This is a genomic window from Levilactobacillus sp. (genome assembly GCF_022646225.1).
Taxonomy (GTDB): domain Bacteria; phylum Bacillota; class Bacilli; order Lactobacillales; family Lactobacillaceae; genus Levilactobacillus; species Levilactobacillus suantsaiihabitans.
Genome location: NZ_JALCJA010000001.1, coordinates 203682 through 222563, shown reverse-complemented (window position 1 = coordinate 222563; position 18882 = coordinate 203682). Strand labels below are relative to the sequence as shown.

Below are 18882 nucleotides of genomic sequence, written 5' to 3'. Positions count from 1 at the left end.
TGCTAAAATTGGTTCCAATATTGATTGTCTGCCGTAGCAATCTCATCATCCGGTAGGACCCCGCGGCGAATCAGCTGATCACGAGCAATTGCATACTCTAAGGAGTCTTCCTTGGCTTTCAACGCAATCCATCTTCTCCTGTGAAACAATTGCCACAGCGCGATTATTAGAGCGAGCAACATAAACCGTTTCGTCTTCATCGTTGATTTGATCCAAGTAGTCTTTCATATGTATTCTAAATGCACTTTGTGTCGCAGCTAAAGCCATTGTTAGCACCTCATTTCGTACTTGTATTGTACGCGATTACGTCCTAAAAAGTGACCAATCTGCTTACCATTTTGAGTTAAGCTTAGCCATCGATGCTAACGGCAATAACACGGCAGTTTAGGTAACGATGACTTAGCAGCGCCACATCTATCTCCGCGGACTCACACCGCTCAGGCCTAATCTGGAATGATTAGTCGTCTCGTTCTTAGAGCAGCAAGGGGGCGCATCATGAGGCATATCGCTCCTCTCCAAGCCCCTGAGAGCCCCTCGGTATCAGTATTTGATTCTGTGGCTAACTTGCTCTTACAAATTGCGTACTCATTTTAATACCAAAACTGCCTTTTTCCTGATTTCATCAAATATATCACTAGGAAGATCTTCAACAAATTCCCAATTTCTAGCTTGGTAATCAAATGATTTCAACTGTTCAACATAAACATTTCCATCAATCTTTGTTCTGGAATCCAGTTTTACGTGCAATGGATAATCAACTCCGTTATACGTTCCATGTGAGATAGGCGCTACCCAGACAAAATCACTGGTTTTCATCAATATATTATTGCTCACAACGACTGCTGGCCTTTGCTTTACAATCTCACTACTGGCTGAAGGAGAAAAATTAATATAAATGATTTGCCCTGCTTTAGGAATTCTTTCTACCATATCTCTTTCCCCTCAGGCCTAGCGACATCCCAATCTTTCATCTCGGAATCAGTTTTATATTTACCATGCCAATCTTTAAATAATTCATCCATGGAGGAAGGAATTTCTTTGAACGGAATCAGTTCAATCGTCCCATCAGTCGATTTACGAACATCAAAAGTAGTCCCCTCTTCAATATTCAAGTATTTAGGTAGTGTTATCATTAAAGAGTTTCCTTGCTTACGTGCTTTAACTGTCATTTCAATTCCTCCCTTTCAAATAATTACATGTGCTCGATGATAATCCAAAGAACTCTGGTCAATTAAATTATTCCTACAAATTCGCCTTATTCCTATAAATATTTTTTCAATCTGCCAGTTATTTTGGAAAGAAATTCAAATCATTATTTGGGATGACACCAAAGCAATATCGCGCAAAGATTTAAAGATCTTATGCCACAGCTGATGTCAGCACATGAACGTTTTCCGTTTTGATTTATGCTCATTCTTCCTGTATAGTTGCCCTAACGAATATCGTCCAAAAGTTTAGCGTTGCAGAAAGCGTTTGACTAGTCGATTCAGTTGACCCACATCACTAACCACGGCAATTATGCAGTAGCATTAATAGTCGCCAGCTGTGCAACCGGTTGAAAGGAGCCACCCCATGACAACGGAAGCCGATTTACAAAAAAGGTATTGCCCAGGCCTCGGCAGCATTAGCCGGTGGCCATTTGCTACCCTAATCCTGGCGATGCGCTAAAAATGCCGGTATCACAACCCGCAACCCAACCACAAGATAGGAGCACACCTCATGCGTAAACTCTATTTAGATCAAAAAGTCTGGTCCGTCCGCGAGGAATTCACCATCTATGACGACCGTGAACAGCCGGTCTACCGCGCCCAGGGCAGTCTGTTTAAGATTCCCAAGCACTTTGACATCCTCGACTTACAGGACCACGTGGTCGCCAGCGTGACCAAACGGCCGCTCCACTTCTTGTCCAGCTTTGACCTAGAAATTGGTGGTCAGCTGGTGGCGACGATTCAAAAACAATTCAGTCTCGTAAAGCCACGTTACGAGCTGGTGGCGGCCGGCCTCAGCGTGACCGGTGATTTTTGGGACATGAACTTTACCGTCTCCCGCTACGGCCAAGTGATTGGCACCGTGGCCAAACGTTGGTTCAGCGTCGGCGACAAGTATGAGATCACCATTCAAGACGATACCGACAGTCTCCTGCTGGTCGGGCTGGTGCTGGCCATCGATTACGTCAAACGCCAGGCGCAAGCGGCCGCCAACTCATCCAGTACGGGTAACTAGGTCCTATTTAAAATGGGGTAAATTACCGTCAACGACTCGGCCATTGATCGCCCAGGTCTTGGCCAGGACGGTCCCGTCAGCGGCCAACGTCAGCGCAAAGATGCCCCCATTGGCCGCCCCAGAGCGACTGCCGGCGTCAATGAGGTAGCGCGGCGTGTCGTGGGCGGCGGCTTGCATCGTAATCATGCCATAGCCGTCGTCGCGCAGTGTTTGAACCGGCGTGTGTCCCGTGACGATGACCTGATTCGTCAGGTTACGGTGCCAGTGACCGGGACGGTCAAAGTAGTAGTCGTCACGGATCCACAAGAAGTCATCGCGCGCCTGAGTGGACAACGGCCGGTCCCAGTCTAATCCAGCGTGAATCGCCAACAACTCAGGCGTTGCCCAAAACAAGGGTAGCTGCTGCAAAAAAGCCGTGTAGCGCCGTAGCGGGTCGTGCGTCAGTGCGGCTTTCACCGCCGCAAGATTGCTCGAGTGGATGCCCAGTTGTCGCCAGGTCTTGGCCCCGCCGTTTAGTCGCCACGTTTGATAGCTGAGGTCATCGCCCGCGGCCGTTTGTACCCAAAAGTCATCGTGGTTGCCCAATAAGGCCACGTCACCGTGATCGGCCACCCGTGCCATCACGATGTCCAGTACGCCCAAGGGGGTCTAAGGGCGCCGGTTGCAGGGTCCCTGCCCGCGTCGCGACGCCGTCGATGTAGTCGCCTAAAAAGACCAGCCGCCCGGTCTGTAACGCGGGGGCCTGCAAGAGCACACGCAAATCATCAGCCGCCGCGTGGCAATCGCCAATCAATGTGACCGTCATCAAACCGCCTCCTCGTTAACCCAACGCCTCATTTTCCTCATTCAGCTGGTCGCAATCCTTGATCAGTTGGCAAACTTCTTGGTCCGGCGTCAGTTTCATGGAATATTTCCGACCGAATTCGATCATCGTATGGTGCGCCTGGTGCAGCTCTTCCGGCGGCAGGACCGCCACGATGCGTTTTTCGACCTGCAAGGGGGATGCGGACTGGTCAACGAAGTGCAGGCGTTTGGAAATAGCGGAAACGTGGGTGTCCACCGCAAATGTCGGCTGGTCAAAGACGTCGCTCAACACGACATTGGCCGTCTTACGCCCCGCGCCCGGCAAGGCCATGATGCCTTTACGGCTGGTCGGCACTACGTCGTTGAGGTCTTCGTGGACAATGCGGGCCGTCTTAATAATGTTGCGCGCCTTGTTGTGAAAGAGGCCGACGCTCTTGATGATGGCTTCCACGTCGGTAACGTCGGCTCCCATCAGGTCCTTGGGCGTCGGGTATTTGGCAAACAACACCGGGGTGACCTTATTGACGGAAACGTCGGTGGCCTGGGCACTCAAGATGACCGAGACCAGATACTGAAACGGCGTGCGTGAGTCCAGTGACGGCCCCACCGGCCCCATTTCCGCTTCCATCTGATGAATCGCCCACACAACTTGTTTGTCTTTTAACATCGTTTCCGCCTCCGTTAGTTTCATTACCTTTATGATACCCGAAGTCAGGCAAAAATAACACTCGCAGCTGAATCGAACAATTATCAAGATAGCGATTACCCACGTGGCCCGTATCGGGGTATGCTCAAGTCATCCTAATGAAAGCAGGTTTTACAGATGACTCAGACACCCTTGTTTCAAAATGCGCTAACCACGTCCCTTTCGCCCGCACAGATTCGCGCACGGTTGCTCGACCTGACCGACCTACCGCGCTGGAACCCGGCGATCACCCAGGTCACGCCGACGTCTACTGGTAGCCACCTCACTCGCCAGCAGCCGGCCCTCAATCACAGCGAAGACGTCACCGTCACCACCACCGCGACCCAGGTCCAGTACCACAGTGTCGGCGAGCACTTGGCCTACACCTTGACGTTCACGCTGATGGCTACGCCGACGGGAACGCACCTCACGGAGGAACTAACCCTAGCCAATTCTGCCGCCCTAACCACCCCCCTGCGACTCCTGGTGCCACTCACCCAAGCCGCCTTTGCCCGCAACCTGCAACTCCTGGTCGCGCCACTGCCGACAGAAGCCAATGCGGGGGCTGCGCATGACTAATTTACTAACGACTGATTGGCAACCACTCTTTCAGCAATTCCTGACGCTTTGGCTGATTGGCTGGGGGTTACGCGCCGGTTTGGTGGTCCTGTTGTTGGGCGGCCTGTACTGGTTCTGGCAACGGAAATAGTAAATCGTCAAGAGTGGACCCAAAGACGGTTAGCCTTAAGCGAAACCGGCTGCCTTTGGGCGCGCGTTTTGGCCATTTAAAGTTGAACACTAAGGGGTCTGAGATGTTTGTCCCAGACCCCTTAGTGTTTTTTAGTCTTGGCTTACCGCCCCCACAAAAACCGAATCAGCACCCGGTCCACCTGCGGATTTTCGTGGAGCTGACTGTGACGGGCCAACTTTCCGGTGAATTCGTGCGTCTGATACGACTTGGCCCGCGGCATCACCAGGTATTTGAGCGCCAGGCTGGAGACGTTGGGCACAGTGCCGTCCGTGTGATGGCCAATGTTACCGTACAAATTAAGCGCACGCACCTGATTCTTCGGCAACCCGCGCCGCAACCAGGTCATCTCTCGGTAGGTAGCGTTCAGGTGATTAGGTTTGCCGGCCGCATTGAGTGTAAGCCCCGCCGGTTGTTTGATGGCCGCGGGTACGTCGCGAAAGGCCAACCCGGCAAAGTGCCCGGCAATGTCGACTTGCTTACGAAGCTTGGGCAGGTGTGTGTTGCCCCGATTTTCCAGTGAATAATAGATCAGCGAGATATTGCCCAATGAATGGCCGACCATGTTGAACGACTTGATGTGGTACTGCGCCTGCAAGGCTTGGACCACGTGAGTCGCCCAAACACCGTGCTGATGGTAATCCAGTTGCCGGTTATTGGCGTAATTGACCTCAACAATGGGGTTGACGGCCCCCGGTTTGATTTGCCCCGCCAACCGGACTTGGCCGCGGCGGTCGACCATTGCGCGAATGATGGTGTTGGTAACGCCGGCCTTTTGCGCCGCCTGCGCCATGTGTTCTTCGGCTCGGTAGCTACTCCCACCGCCGTGAAAAAACAACGTAGGCGTCGGTGACTGCACGAACTTATCGGTGGCTAGCTGCCGTGCACAGCCGCTCAGTAGCCCCGTAACCAGAAGTAACGTTAGTAAACATTTGCTGGATTTAATCCCCATTTTACTTTCCCCGCTTCTTTGATAGCTTGATGATACCAGCTTCGAGTCAGTCGAGGGCAAGCAAAAAGCCTTGTCAAAATTAAAACGCCGGTGTCCCAACTGTCAGGGAAACACCGGCATTTATCTTTGTTACGACTCTGAAGTCTTCTTTTCCGCTAACCGTTGCCGTGCGGCCGCGATGATCGGCTGGGCCAAGCCTAACCGTTCTGCCAACCAGATGGCCTCACTATCCCCGACCTGGTGCAGCAACAAGCGATACGTCGGCTGCAGCGTCTGCGGGTCAAAGGCCATGGTGGCCGTCATGAAGGTCGGACAGTCCACCGCGTAAGCCTTGATGGCGCTAAAGTGGGTCGTGGCAATGATGGTGGCGTGTTGCTGGCGGAGGTACTCGATGATGGCAATGCTCAACGCCGAGCCCTCTTCTGGGTCGGTCCCACTGCCGATTTCATCTAACAGGACCAAGGCGTTGGCCTGGATATGATCGGTCATGTCGACCAGCGTCGTCATCTCGGCGGCAAACGTACTCAGCTGGGCCGTGATGCTTTGGTTATCGCCAATGTCGACCCAGAATTGACTGAAGACGGCCATCTGCGTACCAGCCGCGGCGGGCAGTTCCAAGCCGACCTGGACCATCAACGCAAACAGCGCGATGGTCTTCAAGACCACGGTCTTCCCACCGGAATTGGCCCCGGTGATCATAAGACCCTGTTGCGAGTTGAGTTCAATGTCCAGGGGGACCGCATCCTTAAGCAAGGGATGCCGGCCCGCGACGATCTTAATGTGCTGATCCGTATTTAATTCGGGGATGCGACTGGCCGTTTCCAAGCCGTACCGCCCGCGGGCCATAATCTGGTCAAATTGGCTCAATAGGTCCTGGTTCTTGGTCAAGTCGTCCCAGCTGTTCAAGACGTCGCCCGTCAAGGTGACCAGTAGCTGGTAGACCTCGGCGCTCTCATCGGCAACCAGACCGGCCAACACGGCACTCTTCTTGGCGACCGTGGCCGGTTCGAAGAAGACCGTGGAGCCGGTGGCGGACTGGTCAATGATTTGGCCACTGAAGCGGTGCTTTTCGCTGGCCTTGAGCTGTACGGACACCCGGTCGTTGCGCGTGATCAGTCGCGTACTGCGCACGGAATGGGCGTGTTTTTGGACAAATTGTGTCAGTGCCGCCTGGACCTGTTTACGCTGTTTGGCCATTTGCCGGCGAATCTCCGCCAGTTTGGGTGTGGCGTCGTCGGCAATCTTGCCGTGGACGATGACGTGCGCCAATTGTTCCTGCAGGCCGCCTAGGTGACTGGCCGGCTGGAGCGCTTCATCCAGGTGCGGTGCCAGCTCCTGGTGCGTGTGTAAGGTGGTCTTGAGCCGCTGCAAGTTGGTCAGAAATTCACTGATGAGCCCCAGTTGCGTGGCGTTTAACAGTAATCCCTGATCAAGCTTGGTCTGTAAGGCCGTCAGCTGATCTAGGTCAAAGTACGTAAATAAGACGTTGTGGGCCAAGAGTCGATGGGCCTCAGCCGTAAGCGTCAATTGGTGCTTTACCGCGGCCAGGTCGGTCTGATTCGAAGTCGCCTGCAAGGCGTCGGCCGCCCGCTGACTGTGGGTATAGGTCGCCACCGTTTTTAAGATTTGATTCAGTTGCGTAATTTCTTTTAGATCCAATTTTTTCTCCTTGCGTCAACAGCCAAAACCCGGTCATTCAGGCAACCGGCTGTTAGGCGAATGCTTGTCGCAAATTCTTGTGCGAAACGTTGCCGGACACCCCCCGGCGATGAGGCACAGACATAGCCGTCACTTCCTCGGTTAGACTTCCACTCTACCACAAGGGATTCGCTGCGGGCAAGGGGGCTAACACGACGGCTCACCGACCTCGACCAGGTTGATCGCCCCAGCTAACCTGCGCGGCCGTCCCTAGCTTTGCACATTATTAGCAAGGTGTCACAATTCACGGCTGCTATTAAAATAATTGACAGGTCAGCCAAATTGTGGCCAGCGATTAATGCAGCTGCAACCGGTTGTTTTTAAGCCCCAGCCGTGGCCCATCGCCACCAGCCGTTAACTACTAGACATAATCTCTCTAACTGTCCGGTCAATCTATCCGGCAAATCGCTGAGGCTCCCCCACTAGTGGTGACGATTCCGGAGAATTGTCAAAGTAAATATCTCACTATTAGCGGTTAGTATACAGACATCTCAAAATAAGCTAATCTCTCTAAGTCGCTGAATGGACCTGCTACTATAGAGTTGCAGAGAAGGAAATGGTTACTTAATCAAATACAATTAAGATGTTTTAATCACTGACTTGATGATTCATTGGACCGTCAAGTTGGCCGGTTCAGACTTGGCACAATTAGATTGGAGGAATTTATGATGATGAACATCAAGAAAATTATCAATCGTGCCGGCAGTAGTCTCGCTGTGATTGCTTTAGCTTTAGGTTTATCCCCAATGGTTGCCAACGCGGCTGGTCCTGGGACTGAAAGTAGTAACTTAACGACGGTTTCGACCGGGTACGCAGCAACTGCCACCAGCAACGCGGAGGCGATGTCTAACGCTCAATTCTCAGTGACAGGGGGGATGTTGACGCTGAACGCCGTACCAAACGTTTTACTGAGCAGTACGACTGTTAATGACCTGCAACAAACCACGCAGACCTTGAAGATGGCTTCTGGTAGTACGACTGTTGGGACCGGATACGATGGGAACAACAACGGTAACTTAAATGTTTCCGACTACCGGGGGACGCATGCCGGCTGGTCACTGACCGTTGGGATGGGACCCTTCACCTTACTGAGTGGGTCCGCATCGGCCATTACCAACTCTTCGCTGAACCTCTTCTTCACGCAGGGTGCCTCTGATAACACGGAGACCCCAGCACCAAACGCTGTCGCTTTGCCACAGGGTACTGTGACCAACGACTGGATTGCTAACCCAGAAACCGTTTGGAACGCTCCTGCTCAGACCGGTGAAGGTAGCAACACTGCAACTTTGAATTCTGACGAAACTGATCTGCAAATCGGTAAGCAATCCAATGTTTCTGCTGGGACCTACGACTCAACGCTGTACTGGGCTTTGCAAGATGCTCCAACCGCGACTACGGCTGCTTAACGTTGATGTGATTTGATGACTAAGGTGGTGCTGACAATGAATTTGAACAGGTTTAAATGGTGGCTCGTAGCATTTCTGGCGCTGATCAGTCTGGTGGGCGGTGGCTCGCTGGTTTCAGCGCACGCGGCTTCCGATCCAGAATCAGACTTCGGCGTTACCCCGTTGCTGCCGAAGGACCAGCTTTCTAAAAAAGCTAACTACTTCGATCTCAAGGTACAACCCGGCAGTGCGCGCACGATCAAAGTGTCCGTGACGAACCCCAACAAGGCGCCCCGGACGCTGGTGGTCAGTCCCATCAACGCCACGACTTCTGACAGTGGCCAAGCCGTTTATGTCCCATCGAACCGTACGGATTCTTCTGCGCAGACCACGTTTAAGGACATGACTTCTGGCCCCGTCACCTTGCATTTGGCGCCACGCCAAGGCAAGACCGTGACGTTTACCGTTCGGACCCCTGCCAGTGGCTTTACCGGCGAGGTTTTGGGTGGTCTCTTCGTCACCAACCCCAAGGCGCACCGTTCGACTTCTAGCGGTAACTTTACGCTGCAGAACCGTTATGCGGAAGTCGTCGCCGTTGCCTTGTGGTGTCAACCCAACCAGGTCTTACCGATCAATCTGAAATTGGCTAGCGTCACGGTGAAGAAACAAAATGGTCAACCGCAAGTCTTGGCCAAGTTACGCAACGTCACGCCAGCCCTCTTCGGCAAGTTTGACGTCCACGCTCGGGTCTTAAAGACCAGTAGTCACCAGCAAATGTTGACCAAGTCGTTAAAGAACGGCTCAATGGCGCCCAACAGTTGGTTCAACCTGGGCATTGGCTTGGGCAAGAAGCCGCTAGCTGCCGGTGAATACACGTTAAAGGTGCACGCCACCAGTGGCCAACGGGTTTGGAACTTCAGTCGTAACTTTACCATTTCGGCGAAGTTAGCCCGGGCCCACAATGAGACGTTGCATACGAAGCAACCGAACTACTGGTGGATTTGGTTGCTGCTCGCCATCCTGCTGGTAATTCTGTTATTGCTGCTGGCCTACTGGTTAGGCAAGCGTCGTTCTCAAGACGATGATGATAATGATGACGATGCAGATTTATCAGCCAACGATGCCACCACGACTGACACGGACACCACTGCCGCGAAGTCCGCAGACGAGGATCAATCCCATTTGAAGTCTTGACGGGAGGAATCATTATGCGAAATTGGGAAAGTTTCTTACGAGGCCTACTGATCAGTCTCGTCGCGTTGGTGGGCTGCTGGCTGGTTGCTGGTCCCACCGCCCACGCGGCGACCAGCGCCCCGCAAACACCAACGTCGCCTCCTACGTCGATTCTCGGGATCAACCTGACTGGTGGGTTTACCCAGCAACCCATTGATTCCAACGTCATTTCTGGACACAGCGTGACCCTTTCCGCAAAAGGGACGCGGAACATTTTGGAAACTACGACCAACCCACTGGGCAGTCGGAAGTACGTCTGGTGGGAATCTACGGACGGTGGCAGTACCTATCAACAGGTTGGCACCAACAGTACAACCTACACGTTTACCGCGCCGGAGGTCACGAAAGACACGCCGCTCATGTTCCAATGTGAATACGATTTTACCGGACTGGGCCTCTTTTACAACGAATGGTCACGCATTGCGACGGTCACCGTCACGCCCGACCGGGTCCCCACGACCGATATTCAAGTCTCGGCCGACAGTAACGCCTTATACAACGGCGAATCCACAACCGTGAACGCGACGTTAACGCCAGACAACGCGACCGACCCCGTCACCTGGACCAGCAGTAACCCCTCGCTGGCTTCAGTTGACGCCTATGGTAACGTGACGGCCGCCAACACGTCCAGCACCATGGACGGCACGGCTAACGACCACGGCACCGTCACCATCACTGGGACCAGCAATGGCCACAGCGATTCTACCAAGATTACCGTCGGCGCGCTGCAAAACGTCACCGTCAATGAAGGCAGTGACGCGACGTTTACGCTGAATAATCTGCCCGACGGCATGACCGTGGCAAACTGGTACAAGGTCGATGACGGCACCACCACGGCGCTCAACTCGACCGCATCGAGTTACACCGTTAGCAAAACCACTGTCGGTGGCGACAATGGCACCGCGTACTACGCAACGTTGAACTACACCGTGAATGGGAGTACCAAGACGGTCAATACCAACGCGGCACTCCTAACCGTCAATAAAAGTGGCCTGTTGTCACTGACGGCGGTGCCTAACTTCAACTTTGGGAGTACGGATGTTGCTTCAGTCAGTCAGGACAATACCACCCTGGAGAACTTAGATGAAGCCACTAGCGGGAGTAATTACGACGGCAATGATAACGGTGAGTTAAGCGTCATGGACAGCCGAGAGACCGGGGGTGACTGGACGTTAACAGCGAGCCTGTCACCCTTCGCCCTTAGCGATGGTGACACGGGGCAGCTGAGCGCCGTAATCCTCGATCTCTATGACCCGACTGCACGGCTGGATGAAAACATTCCAGCGACGAATACCGCCACCAAGATTTATACGTCGAGCGACTACGATGGTCAGACCTTCGACGTGACCGACAGCCAGCTGAGTTTTGCGGCTGACCCGAAGATCACTGCCGGAGATTACCAAAGCACCGTCACCTGGACGTTGTCAGTAGCCCCTAGCTAATCACTAGTTTCGGTATCACTAATAAAACGACCGCGTCAGTTGGTTGGTCAACTGGCGTGGTCGTTTTTTGGTGTTAATTGAGGGGGTGAAAGACGAAGACCAGCTGGAACAAGCATTATTATATGCCTCACAGCGTTAAAAATAGTCGTTTTCAGCCTCACAATTCGAGCTGGCCGCCTACCGTTCGCCAGGCGCTCAAGTGAACCGGAAGTCCGCCCCTCAGGCTGGAAGTGTTCCCCAGGACAGGCCCCACCCTAACCTGACGCAGGCGCCTGGTCTCACGAGTTTCAGTAAATAAGCCACCATTCCCGCGGCCTTACTTACGAACCACCAAGGCAAACGTCAACGGAATCTGTGGCGCCCCCGCGGGTAACTCGAACCAGTCGCCGCGTTGGACCAGGTCTGGTAATGCTGGCCACTCCGTTCGCGGATACTCGCCCAGAAAAGCGATGTGCAACCCAGCCTGTAGTAAGGCGCTGGTAATTTCCTGGAAATCATGATTCCAGTTGTGATTCGTGGTGTGTTTGATTTGACCGGCAGAATGGTCCGTGTACGAGCTATCACTCTCGTAGGTCGAGGCACCGGCGTTAAAGTAATCCGCGTGCACGTCCCAGGATGCAAAGTCCAACACGTTTAACAAGGGATGGTCGTCACGAATCAAGAAAGTCCCACCCGTCTTTAGCAGTGTCGCAATCGACTGGGCCCATTCCGTGAGCGCCGGCAGCCAGGTGATGGTGCCCATGCTGGTCACGATAACGTCAAATTGCCGCTGAATCACCCGGTCGGCAAACCGTGCGTCACCGGCCACAAAGGTCAACGGGGCCTGGGCCTTAGCCGCAATTTCACGGGCATAGGCCAGTGACTGCTCCGAGAAGTCGAGTCCCGTCACGTGTGTCGCTCCCAGGCGCGACCAGGATAGGGTATCCGTGCCAATGTGACACTGCAGGTGTAACAAGTCCTGTCCTTGAACACTTTGGTGTGGCAACCAGGGCTTGAGAACAGCTAAGTCATGCTGGACCGTCGCCGTGATTTGCCTGCTATCGGCCACCAGTCCGGGTACATCGTAAAAGTCCGAGTTCATGTGGACCCGCGCCCGGTCGTCCCAATTGGCTTGGTTGTCCGCTAAATCTCGTTGCGTCTCATCTGTCATTTTCCTCACCTCTTAGCTTCACAGTATACCCGATTTTATGGCGGCGTGGGGCAAACAACTTTGCCAAAACGTGTGATGATTTTGTGACGAACTTCTTAGGGTTTTCCTAATGCCGCCAAGAAACCTTAAAGCTCGCGGCAAAATGCCCCCCGGCTGCGCATTTAGGTGTAGGGTAGAACCATGTTAATCGACAGAACACTTGATCACACACTTGGAGGTGGTTCGATGCGTTGGGAACCCTTATTACTGATCATCTTAATGGCTGGACTCAGCGGCCTGCTCATCTTGGCTACCGGCGGCAAGCGACGTTGGTTGGCGCTCTTAGTCCTCGGCTATTTCACCGGTTTGGCCGCCATCCTCTTCACGCCCATTTCGTTTGACGGCAGGGCCATCTATATCATGCCCGTGGGCATCGGTCGCGTGAACCTAACGACGCTTGACGTCTTCAACCTCGGCTTTTTAGAAAACATCGTCTTAACGATTCCGTTGGGCCTACTGCTTAAATGGGCCCTGCCCAGACTATCACTACTGGGCGTTGGCTTTTCTGGGCTGTTCTTCGGCAGCAGCGTGGAAACGATCCAATATGTCTTGTCCCACCACTGGCTGATCAACCGCAGCAGTGACATCAACGACGTCTTGGCCAACGCGCTAGGCATCCTCATTGGCGGCTTAGCGGTCGCGGTCGTCTACCGTCTCACTGCCAAGCACCCACAACACGCCCATCGGGTCACGGCCTGATGATTTCAAGACAACCTCGCAGTATCAAGCGGAATCAGTTGCCTGGTGGCACGCGTTGCGGCTCAAAGCTCCCCAACCGTGCTCTGGTCCATTTTCGCCAGTCAACGTTACCAAAAATCCCGCATCACCCGGTTCAAAGACTGGATGGTGCGGGATTTTTTTAATCGCGTTCGTTAACGGATGAAGCTTTGCCCTTGTTTTTCTTGAACACGAACCATTTGCTAAAGAAATAATTAGCCAGGACCACGACGACCTGGTCGACCAGCTTGGTGAGCATCTCGTTTTGCTGCAACAGAGACACCCCGGTCCACATGATGGCCATGTCCATGATCAACGTGGCACCCCGGGCCAAGAAGAAGGAGACGGCCTCATTGAACAGCGCCTTGACCGTCGTGAAATGGGAATGAAAGACCCACACCCGGTTGGTGACGTAGGCAAACAGCACGGACAAGAACCACGCCCACACGTTGCCGACCTGGTAATTCCAGCCCCAGAGGGTAACCGTCACGTAGAAGACGACCAGGTTCACCACCGTGGTCAGCCCCCCGAAAATCAGGTAGGCTAAGATGTCTTGATACTTTTTATATAATCGTATAAGTTGTTGCATGTGTTGTTCCTCCCTGGATGCTTATCTTTCCTCGTTATAATCGAAAATCCCCATAGACGCAAGTCAAGTGGCCGATTCCCAAGAAAAAGTTAAAGGTTCGGCCACTGCCCTTACCCTGGTGACTAGTTTGACTAGCGATGCGGGTTTGTGTTGGGAAGTTGTTGAGGGGTTGTGTTGGTCGTTATAAGTTAAAGTAATTTATTTAATCTCCCCTGCAGCACCCCATTAAAAAACACCGCCCGGCTAACACCACGGCGGCGTTTGATCTATCAGTATTTTAACGATTTAAACGTTCTTGAATCTGCTGGATGATCCGACTATTTAACAGCCAGTACAGCAAGACGATTTGAATCGGTGTCACGATCAGCTGCTTGAGCAACCGTAGCGGCAACAGGCTCCAAAACGGCGTCTGGTACATGATGGTCACCCACAAGGTATTTAGTAAGGCGTTGACCACCACAGCAATGATGACCGCCGCTGCGGCAATCCGTAGCCATGAGGCCGGCTGTCGGTACAAGAACAGCGCGTAGATCAACGACCCCAAGATAGCTGAGAGCGTAAACCCGATGAAAAACGGCCCCCCGGTCATCAGCGTGCCGACCACGTCCACCACGGCCGCAGTCATCATCCCCCACCAGGGGCCAAACCACTTGGCCAGTAACGCTACGATCAGGAAGGTAAAACTAAACTTAATAAAGTTGTTCCCAATCGCGAACCGACTGATCACCAGTTGTAACGCCATCAACAGGCCCATGGTGACCATACTCAACGTATCCAGCTTCGGCAGCTGGGTTTTTGCTATCGTCTTCAATTCAGACATCTCCTAAGGGAGTTGCCACATTTCTGCGGTCAATGCGGAAATAAGATCGCGGGACACATTCCCTTCGTCCGGTGTTCACATTGCGTTCCACCAGCACTTGACGCCTTATTTCCTACTCCGTAATTTTAATTACAGAAAATAGCATACCATACTCACTGCCGACTTGCACGCGTTATGCGTCTGCCACCCTAATTAACCAAAGGTTGAAAGGCGAAAATCAACTGAAAGCATTGTTATCATGCGACTTATGACGTCAAAAATAGTCGCTTACAGCTTCACAACACGAACTGGCCGCCTACCGTTCGCCAAATACGGGTTGGAACGCTGGGGCGGACGGGTCGAGCCAAAGGGCGGTCTCGACGCCTCGCTTTGAGCCGCAGCCCACGTCTCAAAGACGCCAGTTGTCTAAGCGGCATAAACCGCGCCGCTAAGACAAATCCCACGGCTGAACCCATATTTGGCGAACTCTCGGCTACGGTAGTGCATGTCATAACAGTCGTCTTAACCCCCGATAGTAGCTGCATTGACGAATAGTCTTTCATTAACACCGTGTTGCTGATAGACGTCACCCCTGTCGGAGGCAACCAGGGATAGCCTCATCTGGGTCGGCGGTGTTGGCTGAAGGTGTTCCCCATAGCAGGCGAAATCCTGGCCGACGCAGGCACCTGGCTTTGCCAATTACAGTAAATCAACCACTGTCATTCCAGAAATCCCTGTGTTAATGCTTATTTTCGTCCCATGTGCATCCCCGATAACCCAAAAATGCGCCCCAGGACAGCCAGTCACTAAAGACTGATTGCCATCCTGGGACGCACGCTAATTAGGCACGGTCGAAATCTTTGATCCAGGCTAAGGCCAAGGCCTTTTCGCCTAAATGGGCCCCAATCACGGGACCGAAGTAGGATTGTTCTACCGGAATCGCCGGGTACTGGGCCGCAATCTTGTTCGCCCAGGCCTGACCGCCCTCCGGATCATTGGCGTTGATGACCAAGGCCCGTAGTGGATAGTCCACCTTGGCCTGGGCCTCCACGAAGAGTTGTTCCACGCGGGCCAACGCCTTTTTCCGGGAACGCACCTTTTCAAAGGCCACGATCTCGTGGGTCTCATCGTCAAACGTCAGCAACGGCTTGATCCGCAAGACACTACCGATGAACCCGGAGGCATTGGACAACCGGCCGCCACGCACCAAGTTTTGCAGATCGTCGACCACGAAGTACTCGCCAATCGTGGACCGCAAGTCGTCTAAGCGCGCAATGATGGCTTCGGGGTCTGCACCCTTGGCAGCCATTCGTGAGGCCTCTATGGCCAAATAACCCATCAATTTGACCGTGATCTGTGAGTCATAGGGTATCACCCGGATATTTTCAATCGTCGGGGCAATATTTTTCAGCTGATTCACAAAACCGGAGATGGTGCTGGCCAAATGGATACTGATCACCGCATCGTATCCTTCGGCAGCCAAATCGTTGTATAGGTTGATCATTTCCCCTAATGGCGGTTGGGACGTGCTGGGGAACGACTTGGAGTTTCTCAAGCGTTCGTAGAATTCACTGGTGGTAATATCAACATCTTCATCGTAGGAGCGACCATCCATGATCACCGGAATTGGGACAACGTGAATGTGATACCGCTCAACCTCTTCTGCGGACAAATAGCTGGTACTATCGGTGACCACAGCAATCTTCATTTTTACACCTACTTTATCTTTTCATTCGTTCACCTAGGATAACATAAAACTGGCGCAACGCCTAGGCATTGTCCACCGCGGACTGGGGAATCCGCCAGAAAATAACCAAACCCAAAATAAATAACAGCGACAAGGAAGCCGCGCCAATCCGGGACTGCCCGGTCCATTGGGTCACGATGCCGACCAGCACCGGCCCCAAAACGGCGGAAAATTTTCCTAAGATATTATAAAAGCCAAAGAACTCACTGGAACGCGCCTTAGGGACCAGTCGACCAAAGTACGACCGGGACAAGGCCTGAATCCCCCCTTGACTGGTACCGACCAGCACGGCCAACAGCCAGAAGCTGCCGACCGTCTTTAAGTTAAGCGCCGCGACACAAATCAATAAGTACATGATAATGGCAATCAAGATGCCCAGGCGCGTGCTGGTCTTGTCGGCCAACCACCCGTACAGGATGGAAAAAGGAAAGGCCACCAGTTGAACCACCAGTAAAACGACGATCAAGGTGGTACTGTCGATGCCGATGTCTAAGCCGATCGACGTGGCCATGGTGAAGATAGTATCGACCCCATCGATGTAACAGAAGTACGCGAGCAAGAACCAGGCCAGATACTTGTGCTGGCGAATGTGACCCAGCGTGTGCCAGACCCGCCGCCAGCTTTGCTTCAGTGGTGCCTGGGTGGCGGTCAAGGCGTGGCGTTGGTGGACGTTTTGTTGCAGCGGGATGAAGAACACCACCCACCAGATGGCGGCCAGAACAAAGCCCCAGCGTGCCACGGCGGTACTCGACAGCTGACCAAAACCGTGCGTTAGCTGTAAGACCATAAATAAAATAAAGGCAATCACACCGCCCAGGTAGCCAAAGCCATAGCCGACGCTAGACAACCGATCCATTTGCCGATCATCGCTAACGTCGGTCAAGAAACTGTCGTAAAACAGGTTGCCCCCGGAATAGCCCAGCACCGATAAGATGTAGACCACCAGCAGCCACTGCCACTGATCGGTGGGCAAGATGGCCAGGCCCAGCGTCATAACCATCCCCAACGAGGCAAACCCCGTCAGTAGGCGTTTCTTAAAGCCCTGATAGTCCGCTAATGCCCCTAAAAACGGCGCGAGCAAGGCGACTAGTAGCGTGCCCACACTGTTGGCATAGCCCCAGTAAGCCGTCGCATTGGCCGCAGTGACCCCAGCCGTTTCGGCGATTCCCTTGAAGTAGATTGGCAGAACGGCCGTGGTCACGATGATGCCGTATCCGGAATTGGCCCAATCGTACAAGACCCAACTCCACTGTTCCTTAGTCAGTTTCATGAGAGGCCCCCTTTAATGCCGCGGTCAACACGTGACCCGGCAACGGTTCGGGGAACTGCACCCCCAACAGCTTAGCAAAGGTCGGGGCCTCATCGATCAGCCGAGCCTCGTCGAGCGTTTGTCCCGCCACGACGGCCGGACCATTCAAGACCAACGTCGTGAAGTAATCCGGCTTGGCGGGATCGTAGCCGTGAACCCCGTGGTAGCGGTCCGGTTGTCCCAGACTCGCGGGATCCACCGCTTCCACCACGGCCGGCCGCCGGGTCTCATCCGTGAAGTAATATCCCGCCTGCGCCTCGACCATAAATTGGCAGTGTGGGTCCGCGCCCCGTTTCGCCGCTGTGGCCCCGTCAATGACCTGTTCGACGCCCTCGGTTGCCGCCAACAGGTGTCGCAGGGTCTTGGTATCGGCAAAGTTGCGGGTGTAAATGTACGTGCAGCCGTCACAGGACTTGGCCCACACGTGCCAGTCAGGCTTGACCGTGCCGTTAGCCGTTGGAGTCAACCACCCCTTTTGGGCAAAGGCCTGGTTCAAATGGATCATGTGATCGACGTTGATCTGGTAGTGGTCGCCCAAAATGGCAAAGTTGGTCTCGCCAAAGGTCCCGGCAGCAATCGTGGCATCGATCAATTGACCGACGCGCGCATCCAAGCGTTTCAAGGCCGCCATGGCCTCCTCGGAGCGTACGCCGTAGCGGTGCCGCATACTATCCATGTCGACCAAATGAATCAGCGTCAACCAGGGCTGACGGGTCTTTAAGGTGTCCACCGCGCACGCCGTAATGAAGTCGTCTAACTCGGGCTGTTGAATACCGCGCCGCAAGTGACCGTATTTTTGATTCATCCGCAAGAGAAAGGCCGGACTGCTGGCCTTCAAGGACACCAGCACCTGGTTGGTCCAAATGCGGTTCGGAAAGATCTCCGCTAGGTTATACGTGATCTTACTGCCGGCAGTCACGGGCCACAGGAAGGCCGCCGTCTTGCGGTGCCGTTGACGGACCAGGTCGTAGAGTGTCGGCACCTTCACGTCGCGTTGATACCAGTACCAATCGGGCGATGGCCGCTGGGACTGGAGCTTGGTGTTGTTGATGATGCCGTGCTCCCGCGGATACTGACCGGTGATGATCGTCGTGTGCGACGGGTAGGTCAGGGTCGGATAGATGCCCCGCACCCGCCGGACCCGCGTCCCGGTCGTGACCAAGCGGCGCAGGTTGGGTAACTCGTCGAGATGTTCATCCAGATCTCGACTGCCCAGTGCGTCTAATGAAATGATGACTAATCTGTGCTGAATAGGTGCTCACTCCTTAAAAATGCAAATTGTCAAACGGCCAGGTCGAAGCGGTGAGCGGGTAAAATTGGCAATCTCTTCTCCCGTCAATGACACCCGCCATTTTCACCCCG

At 53.6% G+C, this 18882-nt stretch carries 21 protein-coding genes, 1 pseudogene and 1 riboswitch; of the genes and pseudogenes, 8 read left to right on the top strand and 14 right to left on the bottom strand.

Features of this window, described 5'->3' with window-relative positions:
* Window positions 1-2: 2 nt before the first annotated feature.
* The 3 genes and pseudogenes from LKH74_RS01135 to mazE form a co-directional block, all read right to left on the bottom strand.
* A pseudogene (locus LKH74_RS01135) lies at window positions 3-267 on the bottom strand (type II toxin-antitoxin system Phd/YefM family antitoxin).
* A 318-nt stretch (window positions 268-585) separates the two neighbouring features.
* Window positions 586-930: a type II toxin-antitoxin system PemK/MazF family toxin gene (locus LKH74_RS01130; protein ID WP_135367881.1), complete on the bottom strand. Its 345-nt coding sequence runs from the start codon at window positions 928-930 to the stop codon at window positions 586-588.
* The gene (gene mazE / locus LKH74_RS01125; protein WP_287707925.1) at window positions 924-1169 is read right to left on the bottom strand and encodes a type II toxin-antitoxin system PemI/MazE family antitoxin; all 246 of its coding nucleotides are present in this window, start codon (window positions 1167-1169) and stop codon (window positions 924-926) included. Before mazE ends, LKH74_RS01130 begins: the two co-directional genes overlap by 7 nt.
* A 98-nt stretch (window positions 1170-1267) precedes the next feature.
* Between mazE and LKH74_RS11910 the strand changes: the two genes are divergently transcribed.
* Together LKH74_RS11910 and LKH74_RS01120 are read left to right on the top strand one after the other, a co-directional pair.
* The gene (locus LKH74_RS11910) at window positions 1268-1354 is read left to right on the top strand and encodes an AraC family transcriptional regulator (protein WP_353845507.1); all 87 of its coding nucleotides are present in this window, start codon (window positions 1268-1270) and stop codon (window positions 1352-1354) included.
* Between the two features lie 365 nt (window positions 1355-1719).
* A complete protein-coding gene (locus tag LKH74_RS01120; RefSeq protein ID WP_287707926.1) occupies window positions 1720-2223 on the top strand; it encodes an LURP-one-related/scramblase family protein in 504 nt (167 codons plus the stop codon).
* A 3-nt stretch (window positions 2224-2226) separates the two neighbouring features.
* On the opposite strand, the gene LKH74_RS01115 is transcribed toward LKH74_RS01120, so the two are convergent.
* From LKH74_RS01115 to LKH74_RS01105, 3 genes are read right to left on the bottom strand one after another with little or no spacing between them, the layout of a single operon-like run.
* Window positions 2227-2847, bottom strand: a complete 621-nt coding sequence (locus LKH74_RS01115) for a serine/threonine protein phosphatase (RefSeq protein ID WP_287707927.1) — start codon at window positions 2845-2847, stop codon at window positions 2227-2229.
* Window positions 2819-3028 carry a hypothetical protein gene (locus LKH74_RS01110; RefSeq protein ID WP_287707928.1) on the bottom strand — a complete coding sequence of 70 codons (210 nt, stop codon included), beginning with the start codon at window positions 3026-3028 and terminating at the stop codon, window positions 2819-2821. The genes LKH74_RS01115 and LKH74_RS01110 overlap by 29 nt, the downstream gene beginning before the upstream one ends.
* A gap of 15 nt (window positions 3029-3043) precedes the next feature.
* Window positions 3044-3694, bottom strand: coding sequence for an endonuclease III domain-containing protein (locus tag LKH74_RS01105; protein WP_287707930.1), 651 nt, complete (start codon window positions 3692-3694; stop codon window positions 3044-3046).
* Between the two features lie 156 nt (window positions 3695-3850).
* Between LKH74_RS01105 and LKH74_RS01100 the strand changes: the two genes are divergently transcribed.
* A complete protein-coding gene (locus tag LKH74_RS01100) occupies window positions 3851-4291 on the top strand; it encodes an SRPBCC family protein (protein WP_287707932.1) in 441 nt (146 codons plus the stop codon).
* Window positions 4284-4421 (top strand): hypothetical protein, encoded by a 138-nt coding sequence (locus LKH74_RS01095; RefSeq protein WP_287707934.1) that lies wholly within the window; start codon window positions 4284-4286, stop codon window positions 4419-4421. Before LKH74_RS01100 ends, LKH74_RS01095 begins: the two co-directional genes overlap by 8 nt.
* Window positions 4422-4563: 142 nt before the next feature.
* Here LKH74_RS01095 and LKH74_RS01090 read toward each other — a convergent pair whose 3' ends face one another.
* Together LKH74_RS01090 and LKH74_RS01085 are read right to left on the bottom strand one after the other, a co-directional pair.
* Complete coding sequence (locus LKH74_RS01090; RefSeq protein WP_287707935.1) at window positions 4564-5412, bottom strand: alpha/beta hydrolase; 849 nt, start codon at window positions 5410-5412, stop codon at window positions 4564-4566.
* Between the two features lie 129 nt (window positions 5413-5541).
* Window positions 5542-7071 (bottom strand): endonuclease MutS2, encoded by a 1530-nt coding sequence (locus tag LKH74_RS01085; RefSeq protein WP_287707936.1) that lies wholly within the window; start codon window positions 7069-7071, stop codon window positions 5542-5544.
* 704 nt (window positions 7072-7775) lie between these two features.
* Here LKH74_RS01085 and LKH74_RS01080 point away from each other — a divergent pair.
* From LKH74_RS01080 to LKH74_RS01070, 3 genes are read left to right on the top strand one after another with little or no spacing between them, the layout of a single operon-like run.
* Window positions 7776-8516: a WxL domain-containing protein gene (locus tag LKH74_RS01080; RefSeq protein WP_225428688.1), complete on the top strand. Its 741-nt coding sequence runs from the start codon at window positions 7776-7778 to the stop codon at window positions 8514-8516.
* A 36-nt stretch (window positions 8517-8552) separates the two neighbouring features.
* A complete protein-coding gene (locus LKH74_RS01075; protein ID WP_287707938.1) occupies window positions 8553-9689 on the top strand; it encodes a DUF916 and DUF3324 domain-containing protein in 1137 nt (378 codons plus the stop codon).
* 14 nt (window positions 9690-9703) lie between these two features.
* Complete coding sequence (locus LKH74_RS01070; RefSeq protein ID WP_287707940.1) at window positions 9704-11170, top strand: Ig-like domain-containing protein; 1467 nt, start codon at window positions 9704-9706, stop codon at window positions 11168-11170.
* Between the two features lie 316 nt (window positions 11171-11486).
* Here LKH74_RS01070 and LKH74_RS01065 read toward each other — a convergent pair whose 3' ends face one another.
* The gene (locus LKH74_RS01065; RefSeq protein ID WP_287707941.1) at window positions 11487-12320 is read right to left on the bottom strand and encodes a class I SAM-dependent methyltransferase; all 834 of its coding nucleotides are present in this window, start codon (window positions 12318-12320) and stop codon (window positions 11487-11489) included.
* Window positions 12321-12545: 225 nt separating this feature from the next.
* Here LKH74_RS01065 and LKH74_RS01060 point away from each other — a divergent pair, with 225 nt between their 5' ends.
* Window positions 12546-13058, top strand: a complete 513-nt coding sequence (locus LKH74_RS01060; RefSeq protein ID WP_287707942.1) for a VanZ family protein — start codon at window positions 12546-12548, stop codon at window positions 13056-13058.
* Between the two features lie 160 nt (window positions 13059-13218).
* Here LKH74_RS01060 and LKH74_RS01055 read toward each other — a convergent pair whose 3' ends face one another.
* The 5 genes from LKH74_RS01055 to LKH74_RS01035 form a co-directional block, all read right to left on the bottom strand.
* Window positions 13219-13665 carry a GtrA family protein gene (locus LKH74_RS01055; protein WP_135367892.1) on the bottom strand — a complete coding sequence of 149 codons (447 nt, stop codon included), beginning with the start codon at window positions 13663-13665 and terminating at the stop codon, window positions 13219-13221.
* Between the two features lie 277 nt (window positions 13666-13942).
* The gene (locus LKH74_RS01050; RefSeq protein WP_135367893.1) at window positions 13943-14485 is read right to left on the bottom strand and encodes a folate family ECF transporter S component; all 543 of its coding nucleotides are present in this window, start codon (window positions 14483-14485) and stop codon (window positions 13943-13945) included.
* A gap of 24 nt (window positions 14486-14509) precedes the next feature.
* Window positions 14510-14607: riboswitch (THF riboswitch) on the bottom strand.
* 698 nt (window positions 14608-15305) lie between these two features.
* Window positions 15306-16172 carry a DegV family protein gene (locus tag LKH74_RS01045; RefSeq protein WP_135367894.1) on the bottom strand — a complete coding sequence of 289 codons (867 nt, stop codon included), beginning with the start codon at window positions 16170-16172 and terminating at the stop codon, window positions 15306-15308.
* A gap of 61 nt (window positions 16173-16233) precedes the next feature.
* Window positions 16234-17481, bottom strand: coding sequence for an MFS transporter (locus LKH74_RS01040; RefSeq protein WP_287707943.1), 1248 nt, complete (start codon window positions 17479-17481; stop codon window positions 16234-16236).
* Entirely contained in the window at window positions 17468-18772 is a 1305-nt protein-coding gene (locus tag LKH74_RS01035) for an alkaline phosphatase family protein (RefSeq protein ID WP_287708061.1), read from the bottom strand. The genes LKH74_RS01040 and LKH74_RS01035 overlap by 14 nt, the downstream gene beginning before the upstream one ends.
* Window positions 18773-18882: the final 110 nt, after the last annotated feature.

Excerpts from the sequence above, each read along its gene's own strand:
- LKH74_RS01105 (WP_287707930.1), bottom strand. The coding sequence starts at position 3,694 with ATGTTAAAAGACAAACAAGTTGTGTGGGCGATTCATCAGATGGAAGCG.
- LKH74_RS01075 (WP_287707938.1), top strand. The coding sequence starts at position 8,553 with ATGAATTTGAACAGGTTTAAATGGTGGCTCGTAGCATTTCTGGCGCTG.
- LKH74_RS01110 (WP_287707928.1), bottom strand. The coding sequence starts at position 3,028 with ATGACGGTCACATTGATTGGCGATTGCCACGCGGCGGCTGATGATTTG.
- mazE (WP_287707925.1), bottom strand. The coding sequence starts at position 1,169 with ATGACAGTTAAAGCACGTAAGCAAGGAAACTCTTTAATGATAACACTA.
- LKH74_RS01080 (WP_225428688.1), top strand. The coding sequence starts at position 7,776 with ATGATGATGAACATCAAGAAAATTATCAATCGTGCCGGCAGTAGTCTC.
- LKH74_RS01095 (WP_287707934.1), top strand. The coding sequence starts at position 4,284 with ATGACTAATTTACTAACGACTGATTGGCAACCACTCTTTCAGCAATTC.
- LKH74_RS01045 (WP_135367894.1), bottom strand. The coding sequence starts at position 16,172 with ATGAAGATTGCTGTGGTCACCGATAGTACCAGCTATTTGTCCGCAGAA.
- LKH74_RS01040 (WP_287707943.1), bottom strand. The coding sequence starts at position 17,481 with ATGAAACTGACTAAGGAACAGTGGAGTTGGGTCTTGTACGATTGGGCC.
- LKH74_RS01130 (WP_135367881.1), bottom strand. The coding sequence starts at position 930 with ATGGTAGAAAGAATTCCTAAAGCAGGGCAAATCATTTATATTAATTTT.
- LKH74_RS01100 (WP_287707932.1), top strand. The coding sequence starts at position 3,851 with ATGACTCAGACACCCTTGTTTCAAAATGCGCTAACCACGTCCCTTTCG.
- LKH74_RS01120 (WP_287707926.1), top strand. The coding sequence starts at position 1,720 with ATGCGTAAACTCTATTTAGATCAAAAAGTCTGGTCCGTCCGCGAGGAA.
- LKH74_RS01065 (WP_287707941.1), bottom strand. The coding sequence starts at position 12,320 with ATGACAGATGAGACGCAACGAGATTTAGCGGACAACCAAGCCAATTGG.
- LKH74_RS01050 (WP_135367893.1), bottom strand. The coding sequence starts at position 14,485 with ATGTCTGAATTGAAGACGATAGCAAAAACCCAGCTGCCGAAGCTGGAT.
- LKH74_RS01070 (WP_287707940.1), top strand. The coding sequence starts at position 9,704 with ATGCGAAATTGGGAAAGTTTCTTACGAGGCCTACTGATCAGTCTCGTC.
- LKH74_RS01060 (WP_287707942.1), top strand. The coding sequence starts at position 12,546 with ATGCGTTGGGAACCCTTATTACTGATCATCTTAATGGCTGGACTCAGC.
- LKH74_RS01090 (WP_287707935.1), bottom strand. The coding sequence starts at position 5,412 with ATGGGGATTAAATCCAGCAAATGTTTACTAACGTTACTTCTGGTTACG.
- LKH74_RS01055 (WP_135367892.1), bottom strand. The coding sequence starts at position 13,665 with ATGCAACAACTTATACGATTATATAAAAAGTATCAAGACATCTTAGCC.